The 25,211-nt window shown below is 55.0% G+C and carries 28 protein-coding genes; 14 read left to right on the top strand and 14 right to left on the bottom strand.

Annotated features, from left to right (window positions below):
- Position 1 precedes the first annotated feature (1 nt).
- The 6 genes from B9K09_RS13970 to B9K09_RS13945 all read left to right on the top strand — a co-directional run bounded on the left by B9K09_RS13970 (position 2) and on the right by B9K09_RS13945 (position 4,609).
- Positions 2 to 586: a TerD family protein gene (locus B9K09_RS13970; RefSeq protein WP_087517389.1), complete on the top strand. Its 585-nt coding sequence runs from the start codon at positions 2 to 4 to the stop codon at positions 584 to 586.
- Positions 586 to 1,779, top strand: coding sequence for a TerD family protein (locus tag B9K09_RS13965; RefSeq protein ID WP_087517388.1), 1,194 nt, complete (start codon positions 586 to 588; stop codon positions 1,777 to 1,779). The genes B9K09_RS13970 and B9K09_RS13965 overlap by 1 nt, the downstream gene beginning before the upstream one ends.
- A 46-nt stretch (positions 1,780 to 1,825) precedes the next feature.
- The gene (locus B9K09_RS13960) at positions 1,826 to 2,275 is read left to right on the top strand and encodes a tellurite resistance TerB family protein (protein ID WP_087517387.1); all 450 of its coding nucleotides are present in this window, start codon (positions 1,826 to 1,828) and stop codon (positions 2,273 to 2,275) included.
- 45 nt (positions 2,276 to 2,320) lie between these two features.
- Positions 2,321 to 3,319 (top strand): TerC/Alx family metal homeostasis membrane protein, encoded by a 999-nt coding sequence (locus B9K09_RS13955; RefSeq protein ID WP_087519110.1) that lies wholly within the window; start codon positions 2,321 to 2,323, stop codon positions 3,317 to 3,319.
- 36 nt (positions 3,320 to 3,355) lie between these two features.
- Complete coding sequence (locus B9K09_RS13950; RefSeq protein WP_087517386.1) at positions 3,356 to 3,931, top strand: TerD family protein; 576 nt, start codon at positions 3,356 to 3,358, stop codon at positions 3,929 to 3,931.
- Between the two features lie 99 nt (positions 3,932 to 4,030).
- On the top strand, positions 4,031 to 4,609 hold the full coding sequence (locus B9K09_RS13945; protein WP_087517385.1) for a TerD family protein: 579 nt from the start codon (positions 4,031 to 4,033) through the stop codon (positions 4,607 to 4,609).
- Between the two features lie 215 nt (positions 4,610 to 4,824).
- Here B9K09_RS13945 and B9K09_RS13940 read toward each other — a convergent pair whose 3' ends face one another.
- The 7 genes from B9K09_RS13940 to gcl all read right to left on the bottom strand — a co-directional run bounded on the left by B9K09_RS13940 (position 4,825) and on the right by gcl (position 13,554).
- Positions 4,825 to 5,709: an ion transporter gene (locus B9K09_RS13940; RefSeq protein ID WP_087517384.1), complete on the bottom strand. Its 885-nt coding sequence runs from the start codon at positions 5,707 to 5,709 to the stop codon at positions 4,825 to 4,827.
- 113 nt (positions 5,710 to 5,822) lie between these two features.
- On the bottom strand, positions 5,823 to 6,749 hold the full coding sequence (locus B9K09_RS13935) for an urea transporter (RefSeq protein ID WP_087517383.1): 927 nt from the start codon (positions 6,747 to 6,749) through the stop codon (positions 5,823 to 5,825).
- 200 nt (positions 6,750 to 6,949) lie between these two features.
- Entirely contained in the window at positions 6,950 to 8,365 is a 1,416-nt protein-coding gene (pyk, locus tag B9K09_RS13930; RefSeq protein WP_087517382.1) for a pyruvate kinase, read from the bottom strand.
- A complete protein-coding gene (locus B9K09_RS13925; RefSeq protein WP_087517381.1) occupies positions 8,365 to 9,636 on the bottom strand; it encodes a glycerate kinase in 1,272 nt (423 codons plus the stop codon). Before B9K09_RS13925 ends, pyk begins: the two co-directional genes overlap by 1 nt.
- Before the next feature lie 400 nt (positions 9,637 to 10,036).
- On the bottom strand, positions 10,037 to 10,927 hold the full coding sequence (locus B9K09_RS13920) for a 2-hydroxy-3-oxopropionate reductase (protein WP_087517380.1): 891 nt from the start codon (positions 10,925 to 10,927) through the stop codon (positions 10,037 to 10,039).
- 11 nt (positions 10,928 to 10,938) lie between these two features.
- Complete coding sequence (gene hyi / locus B9K09_RS13915) at positions 10,939 to 11,721, bottom strand: hydroxypyruvate isomerase (RefSeq protein ID WP_087517379.1); 783 nt, start codon at positions 11,719 to 11,721, stop codon at positions 10,939 to 10,941.
- 57 nt (positions 11,722 to 11,778) lie between these two features.
- Positions 11,779 to 13,554, bottom strand: a complete 1,776-nt coding sequence (gene gcl / locus B9K09_RS13910) for a glyoxylate carboligase (protein ID WP_087517378.1) — start codon at positions 13,552 to 13,554, stop codon at positions 11,779 to 11,781.
- 321 nt (positions 13,555 to 13,875) lie between these two features.
- Between gcl and B9K09_RS13905 the strand changes: the two genes are divergently transcribed.
- Positions 13,876 to 14,316, top strand: a complete 441-nt coding sequence (locus tag B9K09_RS13905) for a heme-binding protein (protein ID WP_087517377.1) — start codon at positions 13,876 to 13,878, stop codon at positions 14,314 to 14,316.
- A 50-nt stretch (positions 14,317 to 14,366) separates the two neighbouring features.
- Here B9K09_RS13905 and B9K09_RS13900 read toward each other — a convergent pair whose 3' ends face one another.
- On the bottom strand, positions 14,367 to 15,323 hold the full coding sequence (locus B9K09_RS13900; protein ID WP_087517376.1) for a LysR family transcriptional regulator: 957 nt from the start codon (positions 15,321 to 15,323) through the stop codon (positions 14,367 to 14,369).
- A gap of 118 nt (positions 15,324 to 15,441) precedes the next feature.
- Here B9K09_RS13900 and B9K09_RS13895 point away from each other — a divergent pair, with 118 nt between their 5' ends.
- Positions 15,442 to 16,197 carry a sulfite exporter TauE/SafE family protein gene (locus B9K09_RS13895; RefSeq protein WP_177408668.1) on the top strand — a complete coding sequence of 252 codons (756 nt, stop codon included), beginning with the start codon at positions 15,442 to 15,444 and terminating at the stop codon, positions 16,195 to 16,197.
- On the opposite strand, the gene B9K09_RS13890 is transcribed toward B9K09_RS13895, so the two are convergent.
- The gene (locus B9K09_RS13890) at positions 16,187 to 17,041 is read right to left on the bottom strand and encodes a LysR substrate-binding domain-containing protein (RefSeq protein WP_087517375.1); all 855 of its coding nucleotides are present in this window, start codon (positions 17,039 to 17,041) and stop codon (positions 16,187 to 16,189) included. The two genes, B9K09_RS13895 and B9K09_RS13890, sit on opposite strands and share 11 nt — an antisense overlap.
- A gap of 96 nt (positions 17,042 to 17,137) precedes the next feature.
- Here B9K09_RS13890 and B9K09_RS13885 point away from each other — a divergent pair, with 96 nt between their 5' ends.
- From B9K09_RS13885 to queF, 4 genes are all read left to right on the top strand, one after another.
- On the top strand, positions 17,138 to 17,380 hold the full coding sequence (locus B9K09_RS13885) for a DUF1127 domain-containing protein (protein ID WP_087517374.1): 243 nt from the start codon (positions 17,138 to 17,140) through the stop codon (positions 17,378 to 17,380).
- 100 nt (positions 17,381 to 17,480) lie between these two features.
- The gene (locus B9K09_RS13880; RefSeq protein WP_087517373.1) at positions 17,481 to 18,707 is read left to right on the top strand and encodes a winged helix-turn-helix domain-containing protein; all 1,227 of its coding nucleotides are present in this window, start codon (positions 17,481 to 17,483) and stop codon (positions 18,705 to 18,707) included.
- A gap of 84 nt (positions 18,708 to 18,791) precedes the next feature.
- A complete protein-coding gene (gene pyrF / locus B9K09_RS13875; protein WP_087519108.1) occupies positions 18,792 to 19,490 on the top strand; it encodes an orotidine-5'-phosphate decarboxylase in 699 nt (232 codons plus the stop codon).
- Between the two features lie 27 nt (positions 19,491 to 19,517).
- A complete protein-coding gene (gene queF, locus B9K09_RS13870; protein ID WP_087517372.1) occupies positions 19,518 to 20,348 on the top strand; it encodes an NADPH-dependent 7-cyano-7-deazaguanine reductase QueF in 831 nt (276 codons plus the stop codon).
- Between the two features lie 156 nt (positions 20,349 to 20,504).
- On the opposite strand, the gene B9K09_RS13865 is transcribed toward queF, so the two are convergent.
- The 4 genes from B9K09_RS13865 to B9K09_RS13850 all read right to left on the bottom strand — a co-directional run bounded on the left by B9K09_RS13865 (position 20,505) and on the right by B9K09_RS13850 (position 22,632).
- Positions 20,505 to 20,771: a DUF4404 family protein gene (locus tag B9K09_RS13865; RefSeq protein WP_087517371.1), complete on the bottom strand. Its 267-nt coding sequence runs from the start codon at positions 20,769 to 20,771 to the stop codon at positions 20,505 to 20,507.
- Positions 20,772 to 20,937: 166 nt separating this feature from the next.
- Positions 20,938 to 21,492, bottom strand: coding sequence for a phosphonate degradation HD-domain oxygenase (locus tag B9K09_RS13860; protein WP_087517370.1), 555 nt, complete (start codon positions 21,490 to 21,492; stop codon positions 20,938 to 20,940).
- Positions 21,489 to 22,115, bottom strand: a complete 627-nt coding sequence (locus tag B9K09_RS13855) for a phosphatase (RefSeq protein ID WP_087517369.1) — start codon at positions 22,113 to 22,115, stop codon at positions 21,489 to 21,491. The genes B9K09_RS13860 and B9K09_RS13855 overlap by 4 nt, the downstream gene beginning before the upstream one ends.
- Before the next feature lie 100 nt (positions 22,116 to 22,215).
- A complete protein-coding gene (locus B9K09_RS13850; protein WP_087517368.1) occupies positions 22,216 to 22,632 on the bottom strand; it encodes a thioesterase family protein in 417 nt (138 codons plus the stop codon).
- A 104-nt stretch (positions 22,633 to 22,736) separates the two neighbouring features.
- Here B9K09_RS13850 and B9K09_RS13845 point away from each other — a divergent pair, with 104 nt between their 5' ends.
- Positions 22,737 to 23,441: a VacJ family lipoprotein gene (locus B9K09_RS13845; RefSeq protein WP_087517367.1), complete on the top strand. Its 705-nt coding sequence runs from the start codon at positions 22,737 to 22,739 to the stop codon at positions 23,439 to 23,441.
- 91 nt (positions 23,442 to 23,532) lie between these two features.
- Here the strand turns inward: B9K09_RS13845 and B9K09_RS13840 are convergent, their stop codons facing one another.
- Positions 23,533 to 23,832, bottom strand: coding sequence for a PilZ domain-containing protein (locus B9K09_RS13840; RefSeq protein WP_087517366.1), 300 nt, complete (start codon positions 23,830 to 23,832; stop codon positions 23,533 to 23,535).
- A gap of 213 nt (positions 23,833 to 24,045) precedes the next feature.
- Between B9K09_RS13840 and rssB the strand changes: the two genes are divergently transcribed.
- Positions 24,046 to 25,209, top strand: a complete 1,164-nt coding sequence (rssB, locus tag B9K09_RS13835) for a two-component system response regulator RssB (RefSeq protein ID WP_087517365.1) — start codon at positions 24,046 to 24,048, stop codon at positions 25,207 to 25,209.
- Positions 25,210 to 25,211 lie beyond the last annotated feature (2 nt).

The following is a 25,211-nucleotide window of genomic DNA, read 5'->3' as shown; positions in this document are numbered from 1 at the left end:
AATGGCACTCACTCTGAGCAAAAATCAAACGATCTCTCTGGAAAAAACCGCGGGCAGCGGCCTGAGCAAAATCAGCTTGGGCCTTGGCTGGGACGCGGCAAAAAGCGGATTTTTTGGCAAGTTGCTGGGTAGCGGCGGCGAGATCGATCTTGACGCATCCTGCATCCTGCTTGACAGCGAACTGAAGCCCGTCGATTTGGTCTGGTTCCGTCAACTCAAGTCCAACGATGGCTCTATCCAGCACTCAGGTGATAACCGCACCGGTGAAGGCGATGGTGATGATGAAAGCATCAACGTCGATCTGACTCGCCTACCTGAAGCGGTCAAGCACCTGGTGTTCACCGTTAATAGCTTCACTGGTCAGACCTTCGAGAAAGTTGAAAACGCTTACTGCCGTATTATCGACGCTAGCAATAAAACCGAGCTTGCCCGTTTTAATCTGTCTGAGCGTGGTGGTCACACCGGCATCGTCATGGCGAGCCTGTCGCGTGGAAGTTCTGGCTGGGAATTCAAGGCTATCGGCGTCACCACAAATGGTCGCACGGTCGATGATCTGGTTTCTCTGGCTGTTCAGGCGGTGCGTTAATGGCTGCTCTCGTACCGGGTGGTAATGCACCAGTTGCGACCGGTCAACTCAGTGTTGATATCAATTACGCACCGATTCCTGGGGCGGACATTGATGTTTCGGCTTTTATCTTGAACGCTGCCGGTAAAGTCCGTGGCGACAGTGACATGTGTTTCTACGGCCAAACCAGTGTTTTGGGCGGCGTTGTGCAGATGACTGAGTCGTCTGCTGGCCGCGCCGTGTTTACTGTTGACCTGAGCCGGCTGGAACCTGTGGTTGAGAAAGTGGCATTGACTGCCACTATCTACGAGAACAAAGCTAGTTTCGAGCGCGTTTCACACCTGTCGGTGAGCATTACTGGCGGGATCGAAGCTCAGCTTGTCACCACGGGAATGCAGGAAACAGCCCTTATTCTCGGCGAGTTCTACCGACGTCAAGGCGAGTGGAAATTCCGTTGTGTGGCTCAAGGTTTTGCGGGTGGGTTAGAGCCCTTGGCTAAACACTTTGGTGTTGAAGTTGCGGCTCCCGCACCTTCAGCACCTACGCCTACGCCACCACCGGCTCCCGCGCCGACGCCTGCAGCGGCTCCAGCTGGAGCGGTTAAGTCGTCCGTTAGCTTGAGCAAGGTCACTCTCGACAAGACGCGCACCACGATCAGTCTGGAAAAAACAGCTGCCGGTTTTGGTGAGATCAAGGTCAACTTGAACTGGAATCAGCGCCCAGCCAAAAGCGGTGGTTTCTTCGCTCGCAGCAAATCCATTGACCTCGATGTTGGCTGTTTGTATGAGCTTCAGAATGGTCAAAAGGGTGTGGTTCAAGCCCTTGGCAAAGCCTTTGGCAGCCTGACACGTGAGCCTTATATCCAACTGATGGGCGACGACCGAACCGGCTCGGTTGCGGGTGGCGAGTGGTTGCACATCAACGGCGCGAAATGGAGTGAGGTGCGACGCATTTTGTTTTTTGCCTTCATTTACGAAGGCGTTCCAAACTGGAAAGAAACAGATGGAGTCGTGACCATTTATATCCCTGGCCAACCCGACATTGAGGTACGCCTCAACGAGGAGGGTGGTCGTGAAGGGGTATGCGCAATCGCTTTGCTAGAAAACGTGAATGGTGCGGTGAAGGTCACCCGCCAGGTTGATTTCCATCGCGGCCACGCGGTGATGGATAAGGCTTATGGCTGGGGCATGCGCTGGACTGCAGGTTCAAAATAAAATTCATGGCGTGGTCATTTGATCGCGCCTATTGAGGAGAACTCAAATGCTTGAATGGCTAAAAACAAACGCGACAGCGGCACGTGACAAACTGACTACTGAGGTCGGCAAGTTTCGTAATCAGAAATTCATGGACGCCACCACTGCGGGTTGTGCATTGGTCGCGGCAGCGGATGGTGATATCTCCGCGGCAGAAAAATCGAAGATGGTTGGGTTTATTACCAACTCGCCTGAGCTGAAAGTCTTTGACCTCAAAGATGTTATCAACTCATTCAATGATCATTGTGCGAAATTCGAGTTCGATCAACAGATTGGTCGGGCTGAAGCACTGAAAGTCGTAGGTAAGCTCAAAGGCAATGACGGGGCTGCTCGTCTATTGATTCGCGTTGTGTCTGCTGTTGGTGCGTCGGATGGTAACTTCGACGACGACGAGAAAGCAGTATGTCGCTTGATTTGTCTTGAGCTGGACCTCAATCCAGCTGATTTTGACCTCTAAGGAACTCTACCCGTGGATACACAAATTGGATTCCCACCGCTGACTATGGCGGTTTTCGTGGGGATCGCTGTTGGTGCGCTTCTCCTCGACATGATTACTCATCGTGGCGATAAGCCCATTTCACTGACCAAGGCATCAGTCTGGTCAGTGTTCTGGGTCGCTATTTCGCTGGCTTTTGCGGGTTTCCTATACATTCAGCATGGTCCTGAAGTTGCCAGCCTGTTCGTTACCGGCTACGCCCTTGAAAAAGTCCTGAGCGTGGATAACCTGTTCGTCTTCATGGCGATCTTCGCTTGGTTCAAAGTGCCAGATGGCTTGCGCCACCGGATACTTTACTGGGGCATTATCGGCGCTATCGTGTTCCGCGGTGTCTTCGTTGCTATCGGTACCGGGCTGCTAGCGTTTGGACCGTGGGTCGAGATCGTGTTTGCCCTTATCGTTGCCTGGACTGCAGTGATGATGCTGCGCGCCGGCGGTGACGACGAGGAAGAAGAGGATTACTCCAAACACATGGCGTACCGCTTCGCTCAGAAGTTGTTCCCGGTTTGGCCGAAGTTGTATGGCCACAACTTCTTCGTCTCGCGCAAGCATCTTGAAGCAGAAATTCAGAAACCTGAAAACGCAGGCATGACGCTAGCGGCTAAAGGCGCGATTTTCGCGACTCCGCTGTTCCTGTGTCTGGTGGTCGTGGAAGTATCCGATGTGTTGTTTGCCTTCGATTCCGTTCCTGCGGTTATCGCTGTCAGCCGTGAACCGCTGATCGTTTATTCGGCGATGCTGTTTGCAATCCTGGGTTTGCGCACCATGTACTTTGTACTGGAGGCACTAAAACGCTACCTGATCCATCTGGAGAAGGCAGTCATTGTGCTGCTGTTCTTTATCGCAGTTAAGCTTGGCTTGAATGCAACGGACCATATGTTCCATCACGGTTACACCATTGACGCCAACACCAGTTTGATGATCGTTATGATTGTCTTGGTAATCGGCGTCGTCGCTAGCTGGATCTTCCCCGGAAAGGAAGACGTGCAGCCTGAAAACAACTGAGCAACAGAATTAACCATCCATTAAGGAGCTTTACCCATGGCACTGACTCTTCAAAAAGGCGGTAACCTGTCACTCACCAAAACCGATGCGAGCTTGACTAAGCTTTTGATCGGCCTGGGTTGGGACCCGCGCGCCACCGATGGTGCTGACTTCGACTTGGACGCTAGCGCCTTCCTGTTAGGTGCAAACGGCAAAGTACGCGGCGACGCTGACTTCATTTTCTACAACCAGTTGAAGAGCCAGGACGGCTCGGTCGAGCACACCGGCGATAACCGCACGGGTGAGGGCGATGGTGATGACGAAGTATTGAAAGTCGATCTGAGCCGTGTACCTGCTGACGTCGATAAAGTCGCTTTCGTCGTGACCATTCACGATGCCGATTCGCGTAAGCAGAACTTTGGCCAAGTCGGCGGTTCGTTCATTCGCATCGTCAACGAAATGACAAGTGCTGAAGTCGTGCGTTACGACCTGGCTGAAGATGCCTCGACTGAAACCGCGATGGTTTTCGCAGAGCTGTATCGCAACAACGGTGAGTGGAAATTCCGCGCCGTTGGTCAGGGTTTCGCTGGTGGCTTGAAGGCCCTGGCTAACTCGTACGGCATGAATTTCTAACGAGTTATTGGCTGAAATCTCGCTGGTGGGCTTAGCCCTACCGGCGAGTTTTTATGCTCAGAAGTACCCCTCGAATTTATTGCACAAGGAGTCTGAAAAATGGCTATTAGTTTGTCCAAAGGCGGCAACGTCTCGTTGTCCAAAGAGGCGCCGGGCCTGACAGAAGTAGTTGTCGGTCTGGGCTGGGATCCGCGCGTTACTGATGGCTCGAAATTCGACCTCGACGCTTCGGTTTTTATCGTCGGCGAGAATGGTAAAGTTCTCGACGACAACAGTTTCATTTTCTACAACAACAAGAAGTCTGCCGATGGTTCGGTTGAACATATGGGCGACAACCAGTCGGGCGAAGGCGAGGGTGATGATGAACAAGTCACCGTCAAACTTAGCGGTCTGGCGGCAGTGGTGAAAAAATTGGTTTTCGCCGTGACCATTCACGAAGCAAATGAGCGCAAGCAAAGCTTCGGTCAAGTTTCCAATGCTTACATTCGTGTGGTGAACAAGGCTGACGGCAAAGAGTTGGCTCGTTATGACCTGAGCGAAGATGCATCGACTGAAACCGCGATGATCTTCGGCGAACTGTATCGTGCAGGTGAAGAATTCAAGTTCAAAGCAATCGGTCAGGGTTTTTCAGGTGGTTTGAAGCCATTGGCTGAAGCGCATGGCGTCAGCATTGCCTAAGCAGCAAGGCTCAGGCCTTTGGCTAGCAGGGCAATAAAACTGCTGGCCCATCGCATGCAGGTTTTACACGGTAAAATCTGCATGCAATATTGTTCGTGCCAGCTAGCTCGGTTTACTCGTCACGCCGATGCACTTCATATGCGCCGACAACATCCGCAGTGAGAACACTCATCAGCCAGCGCTGATGCAACCCCTGCCGGGGTTTCAGCCTTCGTTCATCCATCACTGTTTGTAATACCCTGGTCATTCTTACCCAAGTCCCCATTACGCGGGTGCGACTCACGAGGGTACAGTGGATTTCCGCAGCGGTTGCAGAACGCTGCATGGGGCTCGTGCGCATCTTTCTTGCAGCTTGGGCATTCATGTTCCAATACATCGCCGCCATGCATGGCAGAGGCCAGCTCAGCGGTGAAGATGCCGGTCGGCACGGCAATAATCGAATAACCGGTAATCATCACCAGCGTCGACAGAAACTGCCCCAGTGCTGTCTTCGGCACAATATCGCCAAAGCCTACAGTGGTTAGGGTTACCACGGCCCAGTAGATGCCTTTGGGAATGCTGGTGAAACCATGTTCAGGGCCTTCGATTACGTACATCAGAGTGCCGTAAACCGTGACTAATATCGCGATGCAGGAGAAGAACACGATGATCTTCTGTTTACTGCCGCGCAGTGCGGTCATCAAGAAGTTGGCTTGACGTAAGTAGGGGCTGAGCTTGAGTACCCTGAAGACCCGTATCATGCGGATTACGCGGACGATAAGCAGGTATTGCGCGCTGGGGAAGAACAGTGTCAACAGGCCGGGCAGAATGGCCAGCAGGTCGATCAAGCCATAGAAGCTGAAAATATAGCGCAGCGGTTTGGGTGAGCAGTAGATTCGCACCAGGTACTCGATAGCAAACAAGGCTGTGAACATCCACTCCAGACCAGACATCCAGGCACTGTATTGGCTGTGTACGGCTTCGATACTGTCGAGCATCACCACGATAAGGCTGGCAAGAATGGTGACCAGCAGAATATTGTCGAAACGTTGCCCGGCCTGGGTGTCGGTAAAGAAAATGACCCGGTAAATCCGGCGGCGCAAACTCAATGTGTTTTCCATGTGCTGCTGGCGTGCTCCCTTATTGGCGATGTTTTAATCGGTCAGCCTAGGGAGTTTAGCCTGCTTGATGCAAGTGTTGCGCGCAGGTAACTATGAGTGTTGCGCGCAGACAGCTATGGCTTAGCCTTGCGCGGGGCTGTTTGAGCGGCGCTTTGTTTGATCAGGCGCTGGCTTGCGCTGATTAACCAACAGGCAAGAATAAACGGCATGGTCAGTGCGGGCAGACCAAGTGAGCTGAACCCCGGCTGCAAACCAAGGGCAAGAATAATCGCCAGCAACGGCAACCATATCCGGCGGTTAACCTGACTTACGGCAATCGCTGCTAAAACAGCGTTGTAGCCATACACACCAGCAAGGGCGCTGTGCTGCTCCCAACCTTGATAAAGAGCGAAACCAAGGCCGCAGGCTGAGCCGATTAAACCCCAAACGGCGGCGCGAGTGTCCGCGACGAACAGGCCAAGTAACAGGCATAAACCGGACAGCGGTCGTTCAATAAACAGCACTTGCCCCAGTCCACGGGCCATTGCAGCCAAACTGTTGATCAGGTCAAGCTGTTGCGACTCTACCGCAGCACTTGGCCGCAGTTGTAGTTGCAGTTGCAAAGGTGTCGCCAGTTCGAGCAACAGCCAACTGAGCACGACAAATGGAAAGGTAAAGGCTGGCAGCCATTGGCGATTACGCATCCGCGCCATCCAGGGCGCAAGCATCAGGCTCGACAGCCCTGCGCTGAGCATAATCAATAACGGCACGGTAACAGACCACTGAAATTGCATGCTGATCAGCATGCCCAGCAGGACACCGTTGTAGCCATATAAACCTTGCTCGATATCAGCGCTGGCATAGCCGCGATACTTGGCCGTGAGCATGCTGCTTAAACCGCCCAGCAATGCGCCGCCAAGCAGTTCTGGTGCGCCGACAGCGATACCGAGCAAAATCAGCAGGCCGCAACCGGGGTCATTTTGCAGAAATATCTGGCTGAAGCCGCTTAACAATGTTCTGCAACTGCGCAAAGCAAGGCTGGGGAGAGGTTGAGTTTGCATGCTTGAAGTCGCCGCAGGTTTTAAATCAAAAAACGCCCGCAGTTGAGGCTACGGGCGTTCAGATAGTTTTGCTTTTGCTGGCTGTTTGAAAGGCAGCGAACCAGAAACAGTAGTTTTCAGAAAAACTTTAGGTGAACGTCCCTGTCCGGTGGAGCTTTAAGGTGTCCGTACCTTGAAGCTCCGTGAGGCAAATGCGCTGGTTAATGGAGGGTTTCTATCCGCAGGCTGTTGGTGCTGCCGGGCTGGCCAAACGGCACGCCGGCGGTAATCACCACGGTATCGCCGCGTCGAGCCATGCCTTGCGCTTGGGCGATTTCGAGTGCGGTACTGGTGATTTCCTCGACCTTGTGCAAACGCTCGTTGACTACCGAGTAGATACCCCATGCGACGGTCAAGCGGCGCGCGGTATTCAGGTTTGGTGTGAGGCTCAGAATCGGCGACTTTGGCCGCTCACGTGAGGCGCGTAGGCTCGATGCGCCTGACTCGGTGTAGTTGACCAGAGTTGCGACCGGCAAGATGGCGTTGATGCGCCGGATCGCGCAGCTAATGGCATCTGATGCGGTAGCTTCCGCATGGGGGCGGCTGACGTCCAGTTGAGCTTGAAAGTCAGGACCGTTTTCAACTTGGCGGATGATTTTGCTCATCATGCTTACCGCTTCCATCGGATAGTCGCCCGAGGCTGTTTCAGCCGAGAGCATTACTGCATCTGCACCTTCGGCGACGGCATTGGCAACGTCGGTGACTTCAGCACGTGTTGGTGCAGGAGAGAAACGCATGGATTCGAGCATCTGCGTGGCAACGACTACCGGACGGCCCAGTTGGCGGCAGGTGCGGATAATGTCTTTCTGGATACGCGGTACATTTTCAGCCGGTACTTCAACGCCCAAGTCGCCACGCGCAACCATGATCGCATCGCATAGCTTGGCGATGTCTTCGAGGTGTTCGACGGCTGATGGTTTTTCGATTTTAGCCATCAAGAAGGCTTTGTCCTGAATCAGCTCGCGCGCCTCGATGATGTCTTCCGGGCGTTGCACGAAAGACAGTGCCACCCAGTCGACACCCAACTCAAGGCCGAAGCTCAGATCGCGCCGGTCCTTCTCGGTCAGCGGGCTCAACTGCAATACTGCTTCGGGTACGTTTACCCCTTTGCGGTCACTCAATTCACCGCCGGCAATCACCTTGGTATCCACTGCATCGGCGTGTTTGGCAGTGACTTGCAGACGCAGGCGGCCGTCATCGAGCAGCAGGCTCATGCCCGGTTGCAGGGCTTCGATGATTTCCGGGTGCGGCAGGTTCACCCGCTGGGCTGTGCCCGGCGTTTTGTCCAGGTCAAGGCGCAAGCTGTCACCGCGTTGCAGCATGACCTTGCCGTCGGCGAAACGACCGACACGCAGTTTCGGGCCTTGCAGATCCATGAGAATGCCGATGGGGTAATTCAGTTGCTTTTCGACTTCACGGACCCAGTTGAAGCGTTCGGCATGATCGGCGTGTTCGCCGTGGCTGAAGTTGAGGCGGAACAAGTTGACCCCTGACTCGACCAGTTGACGTATATCGTCAATGCCTTTGATGGCCGGGCCCAGTGTTGCGAGGATTTTTACGTTCTTGTCAGGTGTCATTATTCATTGCTCTCAAGAATCAAAATAGCGCGAAAGTCATTCACATTGGTGCGGGTCGGGCCTGTCATGATCAGTTCATCGAGCGCAGCGAAGTAGCCGTAACCATTGTTGTTATCCAGCTCGTCACTGGCGCTGAGGTTTTGTAAACCTGCACGGGCGTAACTGAAGGGCGTCATGATGGCGCCGGCATTGTCTTCTGAGCCGTCGATGCCGTCGGTATCACCTGCCATTGCGTAAACCCCCGGCATGCCTTTGAGGCTGTCGGTCAGGCTGAGTAGAAACTCCGCATTGCGCCCGCCACGGCCGTTACCGCGCACGGTCACTGTGGTTTCCCCGCCGGACAAAATGATGCACGGGGCCTTGATCGGTTGGCCATGCAAGAGAATTTGCTTGGTGATGCCTGCATGGACCTTTGCCACTTCCCGCGATTCACCTTCAAGATCACCCAAAATAAGCACCGGGAAACCGGCGGCTTCGGCCTTGGCGGCCGCGGCGTCTAGGGATTGCTGCGGCGTGGCGATTAACTGAAAGTGGCTGCGAGCAAGGCATGGGTCGCCAGGTTTGACTGTCTCTGAGCGCGGGTCTTGCAGCCATTGGCGAACATTGGCGGGAATCTCGATGCTGTAGCGCGCCAATATCGCCAGTGCTTCGGCGCTAGTGCTGGGGTCGGCAACCGTTGGGCCTGAGGCGATAACCGTGGCTTCATCACCGGGCACATCGGAAATCGCATAGGTGTTGACTGTGGCGGGCCAACAGGCTTTTGCCAGGCGCCCACCTTTTATCGCGGAGAGGTGCTTGCGCACGCAGTTCATCTCGCCAATAGTCGCGCCGGATTTCAGCAAGGCTTTATTGATTGCCTGTTTGTCCTGCAGGGTAATGCCTTCAGCGGGCAGGGCGAGCAAGGAGGAGCCGCCGCCGGAGAGCAGGAAAATAACCCGATCGCTTTCAGTCAGGTTGCTGACCATCGCCAGTACGCGCTTGGCGACACGTTCGCCAGCGTCATCCGGGACCGGGTGCGCAGCCTCAACTACTTCAATTTTTTTACAGTTGGCGCCGTGCTCATAGCGCGTCACGACCAGTCCTGAAACCTCGCCTTGCCACTCTCGCTCAATCACCTCGGCCATGGCTGCGGCTGCTTTGCCCGCGCCGATTACAATCACTCGGCCGCTGCGGTCAGCGGGTAAATGGTCGGCCAGCACGTGACGAGGATGGGCAGCGTCAATGGCGGTGTTAAAGAGGTCACGCAACAGGTTTTGCGGATCGATGGACATGGCAGACTCTCTTATTCTAAGGGTCGGATTTGTTGTCGTTAGAGTGTTCTAGCTTCTAGCGCTACAGCTGTGTCGATTACAGTCCGCAGGCGTCACTCAAGACGACTCTGGACTGGAATCGACCCTCCCGGTTTACAGGCCGTGACACCGCGCGCCGGGAGGATCGAAGGGGTCAGGCGAGTTGTCCAACCTACCTTGGACGCATCACCTGATTTGTTGCTCTGTTTAGCCGGACAGCTTTTACGCTGTCCAAGCCAGGGTGCAGATGTCGCTTTCGTAGGGTGGGTGACGCTTTTTTCACCCACCATTTGTGGCAACGGATATTCGAGTGTGACAACGGATATTCGAGTTGCCATAAATTCCGGTGGACAAGCTTCGCGTTGTCTCACCCTACGAGGCCTTACTTGTCGCGGATCGAGAAGTTGGCCATGTGCTCCAGGCCTTTAACCAGCGCTGAGTGATCCCAGTTGCTGCCACCGATAGCCGCGCAGGTGCTGAACACTTGCTGGGCGTTGGCGGTGTTTGGCAGGTTAAGGCCCAACTCGCGTGCGCCAGCCAGTGCCAGATTAAGGTCTTTCTGGTGCAGGCTGATGCGGAAGCCCGGATCAAAGGTGCCCTTGATCATGCGTTCGCCGTGTACTTCAAGTATCTTCGAACCGGCAAAGCCGCCCATCAGTGCTTCACGCACCTTGGCTGGGTCCGCGCCGTTCTTGGCAGCAAACAGCAAGGCTTCAGCAACTGCTTGAATGTTCAGCGCGACGATGATCTGGTTAGCCACTTTTGCGGTCTGGCCGTCACCATTACCGCCAACGCGGGTGATGTTTTTACCCATCGACTGGAACAACGGCAGGACGCGTTCGAAGGCTTTTTCACAGCCGCCAACCATGATCGACAAGGTGGCTGCCTTAGCGCCAACTTCACCGCCGGACACTGGAGCGTCCAGATACGCTGCACCAGTCGCTTTGATTTTTTCAGCGAAGGTTTTGGTCGCGCTTGGCGAGATCGAGCTCATGTCGATCACGACTTTGTTTGGGCCCACACCATCAGCAACGCCATTTTCGCGGAACAGCACGTCTTCAACATGCGGGGTGTCCGGAACCATGACGATGATGAATTCAGCTTCTTGCGCTACTTCTTTTGGGTTGGCCAGCGCGATAGCGCCTGCAGCGACCAAGTCAGCGGGGGCTTCGTCGTGGTGAGTTGAAAGAAACAATTGATGACCTGCTTTTTGCAGGTTCTCAGCCATGGGCTTGCCCATGATGCCGGTACCGAGAAATCCGATTTTAGCCATGACAGTGCTCCTTAAATTGCGTTATGCGCTTTCATCCAGCCGAGGCCGGCAGCGGTGGTGGTGGCTGGCTTGTATTCACAGCCAATCCAACCCTGGTAGCCAATGCGGTCCAGGTGTTCGAACATGAAGCGGTAATTGATCTCGCCTGTGCCCGGCTCGTTGCGGCCCGGGTTGTCGGCCAGCTGTACGTGGTTGATCACCGCTAGGTTGCCGCTCACGGTGCGGGCCAGATCACCCTCCATGATTTGCATGTGATAGATGTCGTATTGCAGGTACAGGTTGCTGCTACCGACTTTGTCGCGAATCGCCAAGGCTTGTGCCGTGGTGTTCAGGTAGAAACCCGGAATGTCACGGGTGTTGATCATTTCCATGACCAGCTTGATACCGGCGTCAGCGAGCTTCTCGGCAGCAAACTTGAGGTTGTCGACAAAGGTCTGCTCGACAGTTGCGCAGTCATAACCTTGCGGACGAATACCGGCCAAGCAGTTGATCTGACTGTTGCCCAAGACTTTGGCGTAGGCAATTGCGGTGTCGACACCGGCGCGGAACTCCTCAACGCGATCCGGGTGACAAGCTATGCCGCGCTCACCTTTAGCCCAGTCACCGGCAGGCAGGTTGAACAGCACTTGTTCGAGCTTGTTGTTGTCGAGTTCGATTTTGATATCGCCAGCAGCGAAGTCATACGGAAACAGGTATTCAACACCGCTGAAACCCGCGTCGGCGGCAGCAGCGAAACGATCCATGAAATCCACTTCAGTGAACAACATGGATAAATTGGCAGCGAAACGAGGCATAAATGGCTCCCTGGATTGGCTCCCTCTCGGGTTGGAGAGGGAGGTTTTGATCGGCTATTAGTCGAGCATGGAGATGGCTGTCGGCGCGTCAGCACCGCGAGCAGCCAGTTCTTCAAATTCGTTAACCGCGTTGATTTCAGTGCCCATGGAAATGTTGGTTACACGCTCCAGAATCACTTCAACCACAACCGGTACGCGGTGCTCTTCCATCAGCGCTTTGGCTTTGGCGAAGGCGGCCTGCAAGTCGTTAGGCTCGAACACACGGATGGCTTTACAGCCCAAGCCTTCAACCACTGCAACGTGGTCGACGCCATAACCGTTGAGCTCTGGGGCGTTGATGTTTTCGAACGCCAGCTGCACGCAGTAATCCATCTCAAAGCCGCGCTGTGCCTGACGAATCAAGCCCAGGTAGGAGTTGTTCACCACGACATGGATGTACGGCAGGTTGAATTGCGCGCCGACGGCCAGCTCTTCAATCATGAACTGGAAGTCATAGTCGCCAGACAGCGCGACAATGTTGCGGCTAGGGTCAGCCTTGGCCACACCCAATGCAGCCGGAACGGTCCAGCCGAGCGGGCCCGCCTGGCCACAGTTGATCCAGTGGCGCGGCTTGTAGACATGCAAGAACTGCGCGCCAGCAATTTGTGACAAACCAATGGTGGTGACGTAGCAGGTGTCTTTGCCGAAGAACTCGTTCATCTCTTCGTACACGCGCTGGGGTTTTACCGGCACGTTTTCGAAGTGAGTCTTGCGCTGCATGGTGCGCTTGCGCTCGCGGCATGCATCAACCCAAGCACTGCGGTCTTTCAGTTTGCCAGCAGCTTTCCACTCGCGGGCAACCTCAAGGAATGCATCAAGCGCGGCGCCTGCATCAGAAACGATGCCTAGATCCGGGTTGAATACACGACCGATTTGCGTCGGTTCGATATCAACGTGGATGAATTTGCGGCCCTCGGTGTACACCTCAACGGTACCGGTGTGGCGGTTAGCCCAGCGGTTACCGATACCGAATACCAAGTCGGATTCCAGCAGCGTGGCGTTGCCGTAGCGGTGCGAGGTTTGCAGGCCAACCATGCCAACCATCAGCTTGTGGTCGTCCGGGATAGAACCCCAGCCCATCAATGTGGGCACAACAGGCACACCAGTCAGTTCGGCAAATTCGACCAGTTTGTCAGCCGCGTCAGCATTGAAAATACCGCCACCTGCAACCAGCAGCGGACGGTCTGCTTCGTTGAGCATGGTCAGGGCTTTTTCAGCTTGCACGCGAGTGGCAGCCGGCTTAGCCAGAGGCATTGGCTCATAAGCGTCGATATCAAATTCGATCTCGGCCATTTGTACATCAAACGGCAGGTCGATCAGCACGGGACCGGGGCGACCCGAGCGCATTTCATAAAAGGCTTTCTGGAACGCACGTGGCACTTGGCCGGGCTCCATTACCGTGGTCGCCCATTTAGTCACAGGCTTGACGATGCTGGTGATATCAACGGCTTGGAAGTCTTCCTTGTGCATACGCGCACGCGGCGCCTGGCCGGTGATGCACAGAATCGGGATGGAGTCAGCGCTGGCTGAGTACAAGCCAGTCACCATGTCAGTACCTGCAGGGCCTGAGGTACCGATACACACGCCGATGTTGCCAGCGTTGGTGCGGGTGTAGCCTTCGGCCATGTGCGAAGCGCCTTCGACGTGACGGGCCAGGACGTGGTCAATGCCACCCACTTTGTTAAGCGCTGCGTACAGCGGGTTGATGGCAGCGCCGGGGATGCCAAACGCGGTGTCAACACCTTCGCGACGCATCACCAGTACGGCGGCCTCAATTGCTCTCATTCTGGCCATTTCTTGTGCCTCTTTTATTGTTAAATTGTATACAAGTTGCTGTGCTTGATTCTATTCATGGCATGACTTTCCGGTCAACTATTTTTGGGGGAATAGACGTTTTAAGCGGAATTTCTTTTAAAACAGGTGTTTTAAAGGATGTTTTGGTTAGGTTCGTTAGCTGGCTTATTATTTGTATACAAAACACAAATAAATTGTATTTATGTGTTGAGTTTTTTGTATCTGGTGAGATAGTGATGTGGATTTTTGATTGCCTTGCGCGCACTGCTGGCGTGGTGAGGTGTTTCTTTGATTTTTCACTTCATTAAGGATGGCCTTGCCATGAAGACTTTAACCTTGGATGTCGCAACAACCATTAGCCAACGGGCGCTTGCCATAGCGCATGAGATCAAAACCGCGCCATTAACGGTTGCCGTTTTGGATGCGGGTGGACACTTGATCAGCTTGCAGCGTGAGGACGGCGCCAGTTTGTTGCGCCCGCAGATCGCAGTGGGTAAAGCCTGGGGCGCGCTGGCGCTGGGCAAGGGTTCGCGAGCCATTGCGGTGGACGCGCAACAGCGCCCAACATTTATTGGCTCGGTGAATAACCTGGCGGATGGCAATCTGGTGCCTGCGCCGGGTGGGGTGCTGATTCGCAGCAGCGGTGGCGAGATTCTCGGTGCAATCGGGATTACCGGCGACACCTCAGATATCGACGAGCAGTGTGCGGTTGGCGCTGTTGAGTCGGCAGGTTTGCAGGCAGATGCTGGCGCCGCGGCTTAACGCTGAACAAGGAGCAAACACGTCGATGCGCACTGCATCTGCGTGTTTGCTCAGTGGTGATTGAGGCTGCTGTGCAAGGCTGTATCCCACGGCGGCACGGGGCCAAAGCGTGATTTCAGGAACTCCAGCAACAGTCGGCTGCGGGAACCGGTTTCTCGGTCTAACCGCAGGGCATAGATACCGCTGGGTTCGGGCGCTGGGAGCCCGTCATCACAGAACAGCGGGACGAGTTCGCCACGCAGCAAGTGCTCGCTGATCAACCAGGTTGGCAAGTGGGCGATGCCAAGGCCGGACAGTGCGCTGAACAGCAGCGTTTCAGCATTGTTGGCGGTCATGCGCATGCGCTGGGGTTTGAAGATGTTGAGCTTGCCGTCTTGCTCGAAACGCCAGGCATAGGGCGGCGCCAGACTGTCCCAGTCGAGCCCGTCGTGTTCAATAAGCTCGCTGGGTTTACGTGGAATACCGCGTTGTGCGAGGTAGTCGGGGCTGGCACATACAATTCGCACCAAGGGCGACAGGGCAGTGGCAACCAAGCGTGTGTCCTGCAAGGGGCCGATCCGCAAGACCACATCCACTTCACCCAAATGCGCGCCATGCAGGTCAACAAAACTGTCGATCAAGCGTAACTGCACATCCAGACCCGGATAGGCCAATAGAAAGTCGGCAATCGCCGGGGCCAAGTGGCGGCGACCAAAAGGCGAGGGCGCATCAATGCGAATCAAGCCTTCGGGCTCGTTGCTGAGAGATACCGCTTCGGCGCGCGCCAGATTCAATTCATTGAGAATACGTTTTGCCCGCTCGGCGAACGCGATACCGGCCGGTGTTACTCGTACCGCATGGGTGGTGCGATTGAACAGGCTGCTGCCCAGTGAACGTTCCAATGCATCAATCCGTCGGGCGACTGCCGAAGGGGTCAGCGGATGGCGTCGTGCAGCCGCCGAAAAGCTACCCGTTTCGAGTACGTCGAGAAACAGGATCAGCTGATGGGTCAGGGCGTCGGGATTCATCTCTCAGCTCGCTTGTGCGAAGTATGCATAGCCATTGTGCGCTGCTGTGCGTTTCCAGACTAGTACCAAGGCTATAGCATGTGCTGCACCCTTACCCTTAAGCCGAACGCAGTGATTTATGAGTCTGTTGGATTTTGCAATTAACCTCGTCCTGGGTGCCATGCTCGGCTCGCTGGGTGGTTTGTTCGGTATCGGCGGCGGCTTGATCGCTATTCCTGCACTCGGCATCTTGTTTGGTCTTGATCAGCAATTAGCCCAAGGCACCGCGCTGGTCATGGTTGTGCCGAACGTGCTGTTGGCAGTGTGGCGCTATCATCAGCGCAATCGGATCGAGCCTCGGCATGCTCTGTTATTGGCAGTCAGCAGTTTTTGTTTCGCGCTGCTTGGCGCTGGCTGGGCGGTAAACATTGATGCAGAGCGCATGCGGGTTGGCTTTATTGTGTTTTTGCTGGCACTAGCGGCGTACAACATTTCGCGCTTGTTTTACCGGCCCGTCGCGGGCAGTACCGAGCTGCGTCATCCTTGGCCGTGGTTGGGGGGGCTGGGTGGCGGCGCGGGTTTACTTGGCGGCTTGCTTGGGGTCGGCGGTGCAGTGGTTGCCACGCCCGTGCTGACCAGTGTTTTTGGCACCACGCAGGTGGTCGCTCAAGGTTTATCGCTGGCGCTGGCGGCGCCCAGTACCGCGGTAACACTGGTCACTTATGGCTTGCACGACCACGTTGACTGGATGATGGGCTTGCCACTGGCTATTGGCGGCTTGCTCAGTATCAGTTGGGGGGTAAAGCTGGCGCACGCTCTGCCCGAACGGGTGCTGCGCGCCATGTTTGCAGGGTTCCTGGTGGTGTGCGCGGTGTTGCTCGCGTTTAAAGTTTGAAGCCGTCGATGATGTGCTCCGCCAGGGTTTCAGTCACTGGCGAGTGACTCTTGTTATTGCGCAATAAAACAATGCTGGCCATCGGCATTGCCGGTAAGCCTTCATGCTCACCGATAATTCGCATGTTCGGCGTGATCAGGCTCTGCAATTGCGCGGTGATTGCGAGCCCTGCACTGACCACCGCCATAATTGCCGACAGGCTCGGGCTGGTGTAGGCCATACGGTATTCCCGCTCACTTGAGTCCAATGCGTTGCAGGCCCACGAGCGGCAAAAGCATTCTGAGTTGAACATCGCCAGTGGCAGTGGTGTTTGCTCATGGGGGCTGAAGCCGACCGCCTCGGCCCAGACGATACGTTCTTGACGCAGCAGTTGACCGATTTCAGTGCCTGGCTCGCGGGTGACGATGGTCAAATCAAGATCGTGACGTTGCAGCAACTGGAACGACGGCTCGCAGTGCAAATCGACCTGTACCAGCGGGTAAGCCTGAGCAAACCGCGAGAGAATCCCCGGCATAAAACGCATCACGTAATCGTCCGGCGTGCCAATGCGCACCGAACCCACCATGTGTGGTTCGCGCAAGGTGGTCATCACCTCGCCATGCAGTTTAAGAATCCGCCGTGCATAACCGAGCAGCACCTGGCCCTCTGCAGTGAGGCTGAGTTGGCGGCCGTCACGCTGAAACAATGGACGCTGCATCACGTCATCTTCCAAGCGCTTCATCTGCATGCTCACCGCCGACTGAGTGCGATTAACCACTTCGGCAGCCCGGGTAAAGCCACCGTAGTCGGCAATCGCGACAAAGGTGCGCAGCAGTTCACTGTCGATACTTGGGTAGTTAGCCATTGATCAATCTCAGAGATGTATTGCATAAGAAACATTCGTTGGATTGATCATAGGCCACGCAGGAGACTATCGCTATCCCTAAAGGAGGGCGAAAAAATGAAAGCTCAAAAAGGTTATGCAGTCGCAAGTGTAGGGTCGGTAAAAGGCTTGTCAGTTCGCGTTTATGCTGGACTGATTTGGGCGCAACTCAAGCGCTGGAATCAACTGGCCAAAGAGCGTCATCAACTGGCGACCTTGAGTGATGATGCACTTAAAGACATAGGCCTGACTCGCGCTGATGCTGTGCAAGAGTCTGAGCGAGCGTTCTGGATTGACCCCCTGAAGCGCTCGTCCAAATGAGTGGTTGTATCGCTGAACAGGCGCAGTAATTTAAGCGGGTCGCGCCTGTTCACTTTTGCTTCGGTCAGTTAGGGTAAAGCGCTCAGTTGAGGAGAACCGCATGCGCGAAACCCAATCGCTATCACTCAAGCAGGCAAGACGCTTGGTGTTAGCCGCCCAAGGTTTTAATTCACGGCAACCAAAGTCGGTAAAAGCCATTCATCTCAACGCTGCAATTGAACGTCTTGGCGTTGTGCAAATTGATTCGGTCAATGCATTGGTGCGTTCGCACTATCTGCCGCTGTTCTCACGTCTGGGTAATTATTCGCATGCTCTGCTTGAACAGGCGGCGTGGAGTTCAGGGCGCCAACGAAAACTCTTCGAATATTGGGGGCATGAAGCATCGCTGCTGCCCATGTCGGTCTACCCGTTACTGCGTTGGCGCATGCGGCGAGCCGAGCAGGGCGAGGGTATTTACCGGCAGTTGGCCAAATTCGGTCGCGAGCAACAACCGCTGATTCGTTCAGTCTTGCAATCCGTCAAGGAACGCGGCGCATTGGGCGCTGGCAGCCTGGCTGCGGGTGACAAGTCGAAAGGCCCTTGGTGGGGCTGGAGCGATGAAAAGCATGCGTTGGAATGGTTGTTTGCTGCTGGGCATGTCACGGTCGCCGGGCGCAATGGTTTCGAGCGTTTATATGACTTGCCGGAGCGAGTTTTACCCGCTGAGGCGCTCAATCATGCGGATATTGATGAAGCCACGGCGCAGCGCCAATTATTGATGCATTCAGCGCAGGCGCTCGGCGTTGCCAGCGAGGTTGATCTGCGCGACTACTTTCGTCTGGATGCGCGCGACAGTAAGGTGCGCATCAACGAATTGCTTGAGTCCGGCGAGCTAACAGAAATTGCCGTGCAAGGCTGGGACAAGCCGGGGTATCACCCGACCGCCAGCTTGAAGATTCCGCGTAAAGTGACGGCAAGTGCGTTGCTGTCGCCGTTTGATTCATTGGTTTGGCAGCGTCAACGCACCGAGCGCCTGTTTGATTTTCGTTACCGTCTGGAAATCTATACGCCGCAACACAAGCGCGTGTATGGCTATTACGTGTTGCCGTTTTTGCACAATGAACAGCTGCTCGCACGGCTGGATTTGCGCGCCGAACGAGCCAAGGGTTGCTTGGCTTTGCACGCGCTGCACAGCGAGGCGGGCGGGTTGGATGACAGCGCCATTGCGGCGATGGCTGAACAACTGCAGCGCATGGCAGCATGGCTGGGTTTGGCGTCTGTCGCAGTCAATTGCCGGCGACCTGAGGCGGCGCGCTTGCAAGCGCAGTTGCAGGTTATTGGCGGGTAGCCCGTCGGCGTCCGATTAATCAGGCGGTAACTGGCGGTCGCTTCGGCTACAATGCGCGGCGAAATTGACCACGAGAGCCCGACTATGTCCGATTGCCAGACTCCAATCATCGTTGCTTTGGATTTTCCGACCCGTGATGCCGCCTTAGCGTTGGCTGATCAGCTCGATCCTAAGCTGTGCCGGGTCAAGGTCGGCAAAGAGCTGTTCACGCGCTGCGGTCCTGAAATCGTTTCCGCGCTGGGCAATAAAGGTTTTGAAGTATTCCTCGACCTTAAATTCCACGACATTCCCAACACCACGGCCATGGCAGTCAAGGCGGCCGCTGAAATGGGTGTATGGATGGTCAACGTTCATTGCTCTGGCGGCTTGCGCATGATGAGTGCCTGCCGCGAAACGCTCGACAGTCTGAGCGGGGCGAAGCCATTGCTGATTGGTGTGACCGTGCTGACCAGCATGGAGCAACAGGATCTGGCTGGCATCGGCCTTGATGTTGCGCCACAGGAACAGGTGCTGCGTCTTGCCGGTCTGGCGCAACAGGCGGGTATGGATGGTCTGGTTTGTTCGGCGCAAGAAGCGCAAATCCTCAAGCAGCGTTTTGCCCAGTTGCAACTGGTCACTCCAGGTATTCGTCCAGCGGGCAGTGCTCAGGATGACCAGCGCCGTATCCTGACGCCAAGCCAGGCGATGGCTGCTGGTTCAGACTATCTGGTAATCGGTCGCCCAATTAGCCAGGCGGCCAATCCCGCGCAGGCGCTAATTGACGTTGTTGCCGAGCTGTCTTAATCGCTGCACGTTTCACAGGTAACCGATATGCATCCTGCTGCTGAAGATTCGCCGCTGGGTAAATCCAGCGAATACATCGCCACGTACACGCCGTCGTTGCTGTTTCCGATCCCTCGCGCGCCAAAGTGGGCCGAACTGGGTCTGAACGCTGAAACGCTGCCGTATCAAGGCGTGGACTTCTGGAACTGTTTCGAGCTGTCCTGGTTGATGCCTACGGGTAAGCCGGTGGTGGCAATTGGCGAGTTTGCGATTCCTGCGGACTCAACCAATATCATCGAGTCGAAGTCATTCAAGCTTTACCTCAATTCGCTGAATCAGAGCGTCTTTTCAAGCACTGCCGAGCTGGTTGAGGTGATGAGCAAGGACTTGTCTGCGGTTGCCGGTAAGCCGGTTTCAGTCAAGGTGCGTAGCCTGGATGATGTGGCGGCCGATGGCGTCGCGTCACTGCCGGGTTTGTGTATTGATGATGCCGACATCAGCATCAGCAATTACGAGCAGCCACAACCGGAGTTACTGCGTTGTGATACGCTGCGCGTGGTCAGTGAAACCCTGTACAGCCATTTGCTCAAATCGAATTGCCCAGTCACCGGCCAGCCGGATTGGGGCACTGTGGTCATCGAATATCGTGGCCCGGCGCTGGATCAAGGCAGTTTACTGGCTTATCTGGTGAGCTTTCGCCAGCACGCCGATTTCCATGAGCAGTGTGTTGAGCGGATCTTTCTCGATATCCAGCGGTTACTCAAACCGGATTCATTAACTGTGTATGCGCGTTATGTGCGCCGTGGCGGCTTGGACATTAATCCTTATCGCAGCACAGGGCCGATCAAGCCAGATAATCGGCGACTGGTTCGCCAGTAAGCAAAAAACCCAGCATTTGCTGGGCTTTTTTTGCGGCTAGCGAGGCACTTCGCTAGGGTGATGCCTTGCTTACCCACCATTAACGCTGCAAATATCCGGATAATTTGCCGGATTCTGATAGACAAGCTTCGCGTTGTCACACCCTACAGGGATCTATTAGATCCCCATATTGGCCAAGCTCTGCACAATATTACGCAGGGTGCCAGCCAAGGTTGGGTGGCTGACTTCAAAACGCTCAACGGCCAGGTTGACACCGTCAACAAGGGTCGCATCCGGCGCGGCTGCGGCTTCGCGCGCCAGTTGCAGTTCGATCTCCTGAGACAGAACGTAGAGCTCCGCACGCTCTTCCTCGCTAAGAGGTGAGTCTTGGGACAACTGCTCACGCAGTTCATCGAGTTGCTGCTGCAAACGGCTAGCAGGCATATGGCGCTCCCTTTTCAAATAGTTAAGACAATGGACCTTTGGCGGCTGCGAAAGATCCTTGCCTATACCATCAGGATAATCCACCTGCAGGTGCTTTGCTTGTTCAGGATCAAGCTTTGACACAATTTAGCCAGGGGCTAACAGCCAACGCAGGACAGTTGTGGCTTCAGTCGGCTGCGAGTAAGGCTTTCTCAATATGGGGGTAAAAATACTCAAGGCTTGGGGTTTTCATTTGAGGGTCTTTGCCCAAGTCATCCAGGCGCCGCAGGGTGAGTGCATCTTGCGCGTAAGGCGCGCGTAGAAACGCCTCTATCTCACGGTCATTAAAAGGCCCGCCTTGCAGTTGCAAGCTATGGCGCGACGTGTCTGACAAACCTGCGTGGTACAGCGGGTCCACCGCGCATAAATAGCGCTTGGCGGCGACATGCAGACGAATGGGTTGCCAGACTGAGTCGGCAAACAGTGCGCGCAGTAACTCGGCCCCGCGTTCTTCATGGCGCATGTCTTCGTTCAAACCGCTTTCAGGGTCATCGAGTAAGTGGCCGACATCATGCAGCAACGCGGCGACAATCAAGCTGTTACGACAACCCGAGCGCTCGGCGAAGGTTGCACACTGCAGCGCATGCTGGATCTGGCTAATGTCTTCGCCATAAGGCAGGTTGCCACGATTGCTGAACAGGGCGCTGAGCTGCTTGGTAAATTGCGTCAGGCTCAGAGTCATGGCCTTTCTCCCTTGAGTCGGCGAAGGTTGAGATCACTCAAGCAAGGGCCAAGCTCTGTTAGTTGATCGGTCACGGCATGCACACCGAGCCGATAAAGCGTCAGTGTTGCCTGAGCGCGCAAACGCTCGCGTTCTGTGGCTTCAAGTGCTTGCCAGTCGTTCAGGGTTTTGCCACAAAGGTGCCCGCAGGCCGCCAAACCAATGGTCCATAAACCCGCATTAAGGCCCGCTTGGAGCAAACGCGGTTCGCTACTTACCAGCACACAACCGTCGAGTTGGCTGACATTCAGTTCCATCAATGCTTGCCAGCAGGCATCGGGTGCAGGCCACGAGCGGGCAGGGCGATTGCAGGCTTTGATCCACTCGGGCAGATTGCTGCTCAGTTGTGTGCAGGCCTGCTCGGGTAATTCATCAAGCCAAGCACAGGGGACTTTGTGCTGGTGCAAATCATTGAGCAGCTCATGCGCGCCGGGTGCTAATTCGGCATGACTGGCCAATTGAGCTTCGGCGGCCGTGCCTGAGCTGAGTTTGGGGGGCTGTGCTCGGGCACCAAAATCGACCAGGCAACCGCTTAGCCCAAATAATACCGCTGTGAATTGAGGGGGAGTGGCTGGCGCGTTCATTCCGTCATCCTTGAAATGGTCTAGTCCAGAGCATAAGGCTCTAACGTGACGGAGAGATGAACAGCTGATGACAGAATCACGCGCAGGGCAGCGTCCTACCTCAGTCTAGTGCCTCGAGTTGAGTGCGTACGTGCTCGGGCATAGGCACCGAGGCGTTGCAGCGATGATCAACCCAAACCAATTTGCAATGGCCTTCACCGTATGTGGTTGCAGGGTCTTCTATAGTGGACAGGCGATGTTCCAGCACCAGGCTGCTCCGGCCAATCGCCCCTGTAAACAGCTCAATCTTGACGGTGGCGGGGTGGGTAACCGGCTTCAGGTAGGTGTGTAATGTCTGTAATACCACCGGAGCAATCGCGCTGCTATCGAGGGTTATCCCGGCATATTTGAACCAGGCAACCCGAGCTTCTTCGAGGTATTGTAAGTAGAGGGTGTTATTGACGTGGCCGTAACTGTCCATGTCGCCCCAGCGAACTGGGATTAATGCCGTGTGAAGTACGTGCTTGTTTTCAGCCATTTGCAAAGGTCACTATGCTGCCACGGTTGGGTGATAAGCATTATACTGCGCGGCATTAAAGGCAGGCTCCGGCAGCGGCGCTTAATTTTCAAGGAGATTGATTAATGCGAGACACCAGAAAAAGCTGGTTGGAGCGGCTGAGTCTATGGGCTGCCTGCGCGAGCGTGGCACTGCTTTCAGGGGCGGTGCAAGCCTCGGATGAAGATGACCCGTGGATTGGTTATAACCGGGCCATGTTCAACATCAATGACACCGTTGATACCTACACCCTGAAACCATTAGCCAAAGGCTATCAGGCGGTTACACCGCAGTTTTTAGAAGATGGCGTGCATAACTTCTTTAACAACATCGGTGAAGTTGGCAACCTGGCCAACAACCTGTTGCAAGGCAAGGTTTACGACGCGGGGATCGATACCAGTCGTTTTATCTTCAATACCACGCTCGGTTTGCTGGGCTTTGTCGATGTAGCCACACGCATGGGTTTGCAGCGTAACGACGAAGATGTCGGCCAAACCTTGGCGGTCTGGGGCATTGGTAGCGGCCCGTATCTGGTGCTGCCGCTGTTTGGCCCGAGTACTGTGCGCGACGCCGCAGCTCGCGTGCCTGATGGCTTGCTGGCAACCAGTCTGTTTATCGATCACGTGCCTACGCGTAACGTGGTGTATGGCGTTAACCTGGTCGACACGCGGGCTAGCCTGTTCCCGGCCGAGCGTTTGATTGTCGGCGATCGCTATATTTTTGTGCGTAACGCTTACTTGCAGAATCGAGAGTTCAAAATCAAAGACGGTGTGGTTGAAGACGACTTTTAACACCTGATGGCCGATAGAACCGGCTCAATAAAAAGGCGCCTTTCAGGGCGCCTTTTGCATTTTTACGTTTTGAAAATATTTAGACGGTTCATCAACGCATCGATAGCACGTTCACGCCGATGATCTGTTTGTCGCCGTCGCCACTGTTGACGCGGACAACTTCGGCCTCAGCCGTCAGGCCTTTTAGTTGTGGATGCTCGGACTCAATACTGATTTTGACCTTGTCACCGACTTGCAAGTTACAAGCGGCTTCTAGCTGCATCCCCGTGGCAGAGAGGTCGCGGCAGAGCGCTGGGATAGCCTGGCCAGCATGGTGCAGTGTGGCGGGGGTTTCCACCTGCATACGAATGTATTCGCGTTTTTCACTGTATTCGTGATTGCTTTGGCTCATACGGACTATCCTCTTGTCATTGGGACTTGTTCTTTGGGTTTATAGCTCTCCTATGTTTAGGGTGTAAAGAAGCTTCTCGCCACCCAGGGGTGCTTGAATCGAGGTGCGGATGGGAGTACCGTCTGCGCCTTAATCCGAACCGAGTGCGCGCCTGCCGGTCCTGGCCTGACGTATACGTCAAACCAACCGCGACGCAGTTTGCCTGGATACCCCATGCAGAAAACCAGTGCCACACTGCTGATCATTGATGACGACCAAGTAGTCCGCGCCAGTCTTGCGGCTTATCTGGAAGATAGCGGCTTTATCGTCTTGCAAGCTTCAAATGGATTGCAGGGCTTGGAAATCTTTGAGCAGAAAAATCCAGACCTGGTGATTTGCGATCTGCGCATGCCCCAAGTTGATGGTTTGGAGCTGATTCGCCGCATTAACGCTCTGGGTTCCGAGACGCCAATTATTGTGGTTTCCGGCGCAGGCGTGATGACCGACGTGGTCGAGGCTTTACGCCTCGGCGCTGCGGATTACCTGATTAAGCCCCTTGAAGACCTCGCAGTGCTTGAGCATTCGATCAACCGTGCGCTTGATCGCGTTAGGCTGCGTCTGGAAAACAAGCATTACGCCGAGCAGCTCGAAGCCAGTTTGCACCTGTTGCAAGAAGACCAGAATGCGGGTCGCCAGGTGCAAATGAACATGCTGCCTGAAACGCCGTGGGAGATTAATGGTGTGCATTTCGCGCATCAGATAATCCCTTCGCTGTACTTGTCAGGTGACTTTGTCGATTACTTTCGCGTAGATGACCGGCGAATTGCCTTTTATCTGGCGGATGTTTCCGGACATGGTGCCTCATCGGCTTTCGTCACCGTGCTGCTCAAGTTTATGACCACGCGCCTGCTCTATGAATCGAAACGAGCTGGGCGTCTGCCTGAGTTCAAGCCATCCGAGGTGCTTGGGCATATCAACCGTGGCTTGATCAACTGCAAGCTGGGCAAGCATGTGACCATGCTTGGCGGGGTCATTGACGAAGAAACCGATACCTTGATTTACAGCATTGGCGGGCACTTGCCGCTGCCAGTGATGTTTAGCGAAGGGAAGGCCAATTACATCGAAGGTCGCGGTCTGCCTGTTGGTTTGTTCGAAGAGGCGGAGTACAGTGATCAAACTATGCAACTGCCGAAAAACTTTAGTCTGACGTTGTTATCCGACGGTATTCTCGACTTGTTGCCAGGCGACACCCTGAAAGACAAAGAAACGGCGCTTCCGCAGCTGGTTACAGAGGCGGGCGGCACGCTTGAAGGTCTGCGGGACGTGTTAGGACTGGCCAACTTGGCAGAGATGCCGGATGATATTGCATTGCTTGTGTTAAGCAGGAATCTTGCATGAAC

It is taken from the genome of Pseudomonas sp. M30-35 (genome assembly GCF_002163625.1).
GTDB lineage: Bacteria > Pseudomonadota > Gammaproteobacteria > Pseudomonadales > Pseudomonadaceae > Aquipseudomonas.
Note: the sequence above shows the minus strand (reverse complement) of the source record. Positions and strands in the feature narration are given on the sequence as shown.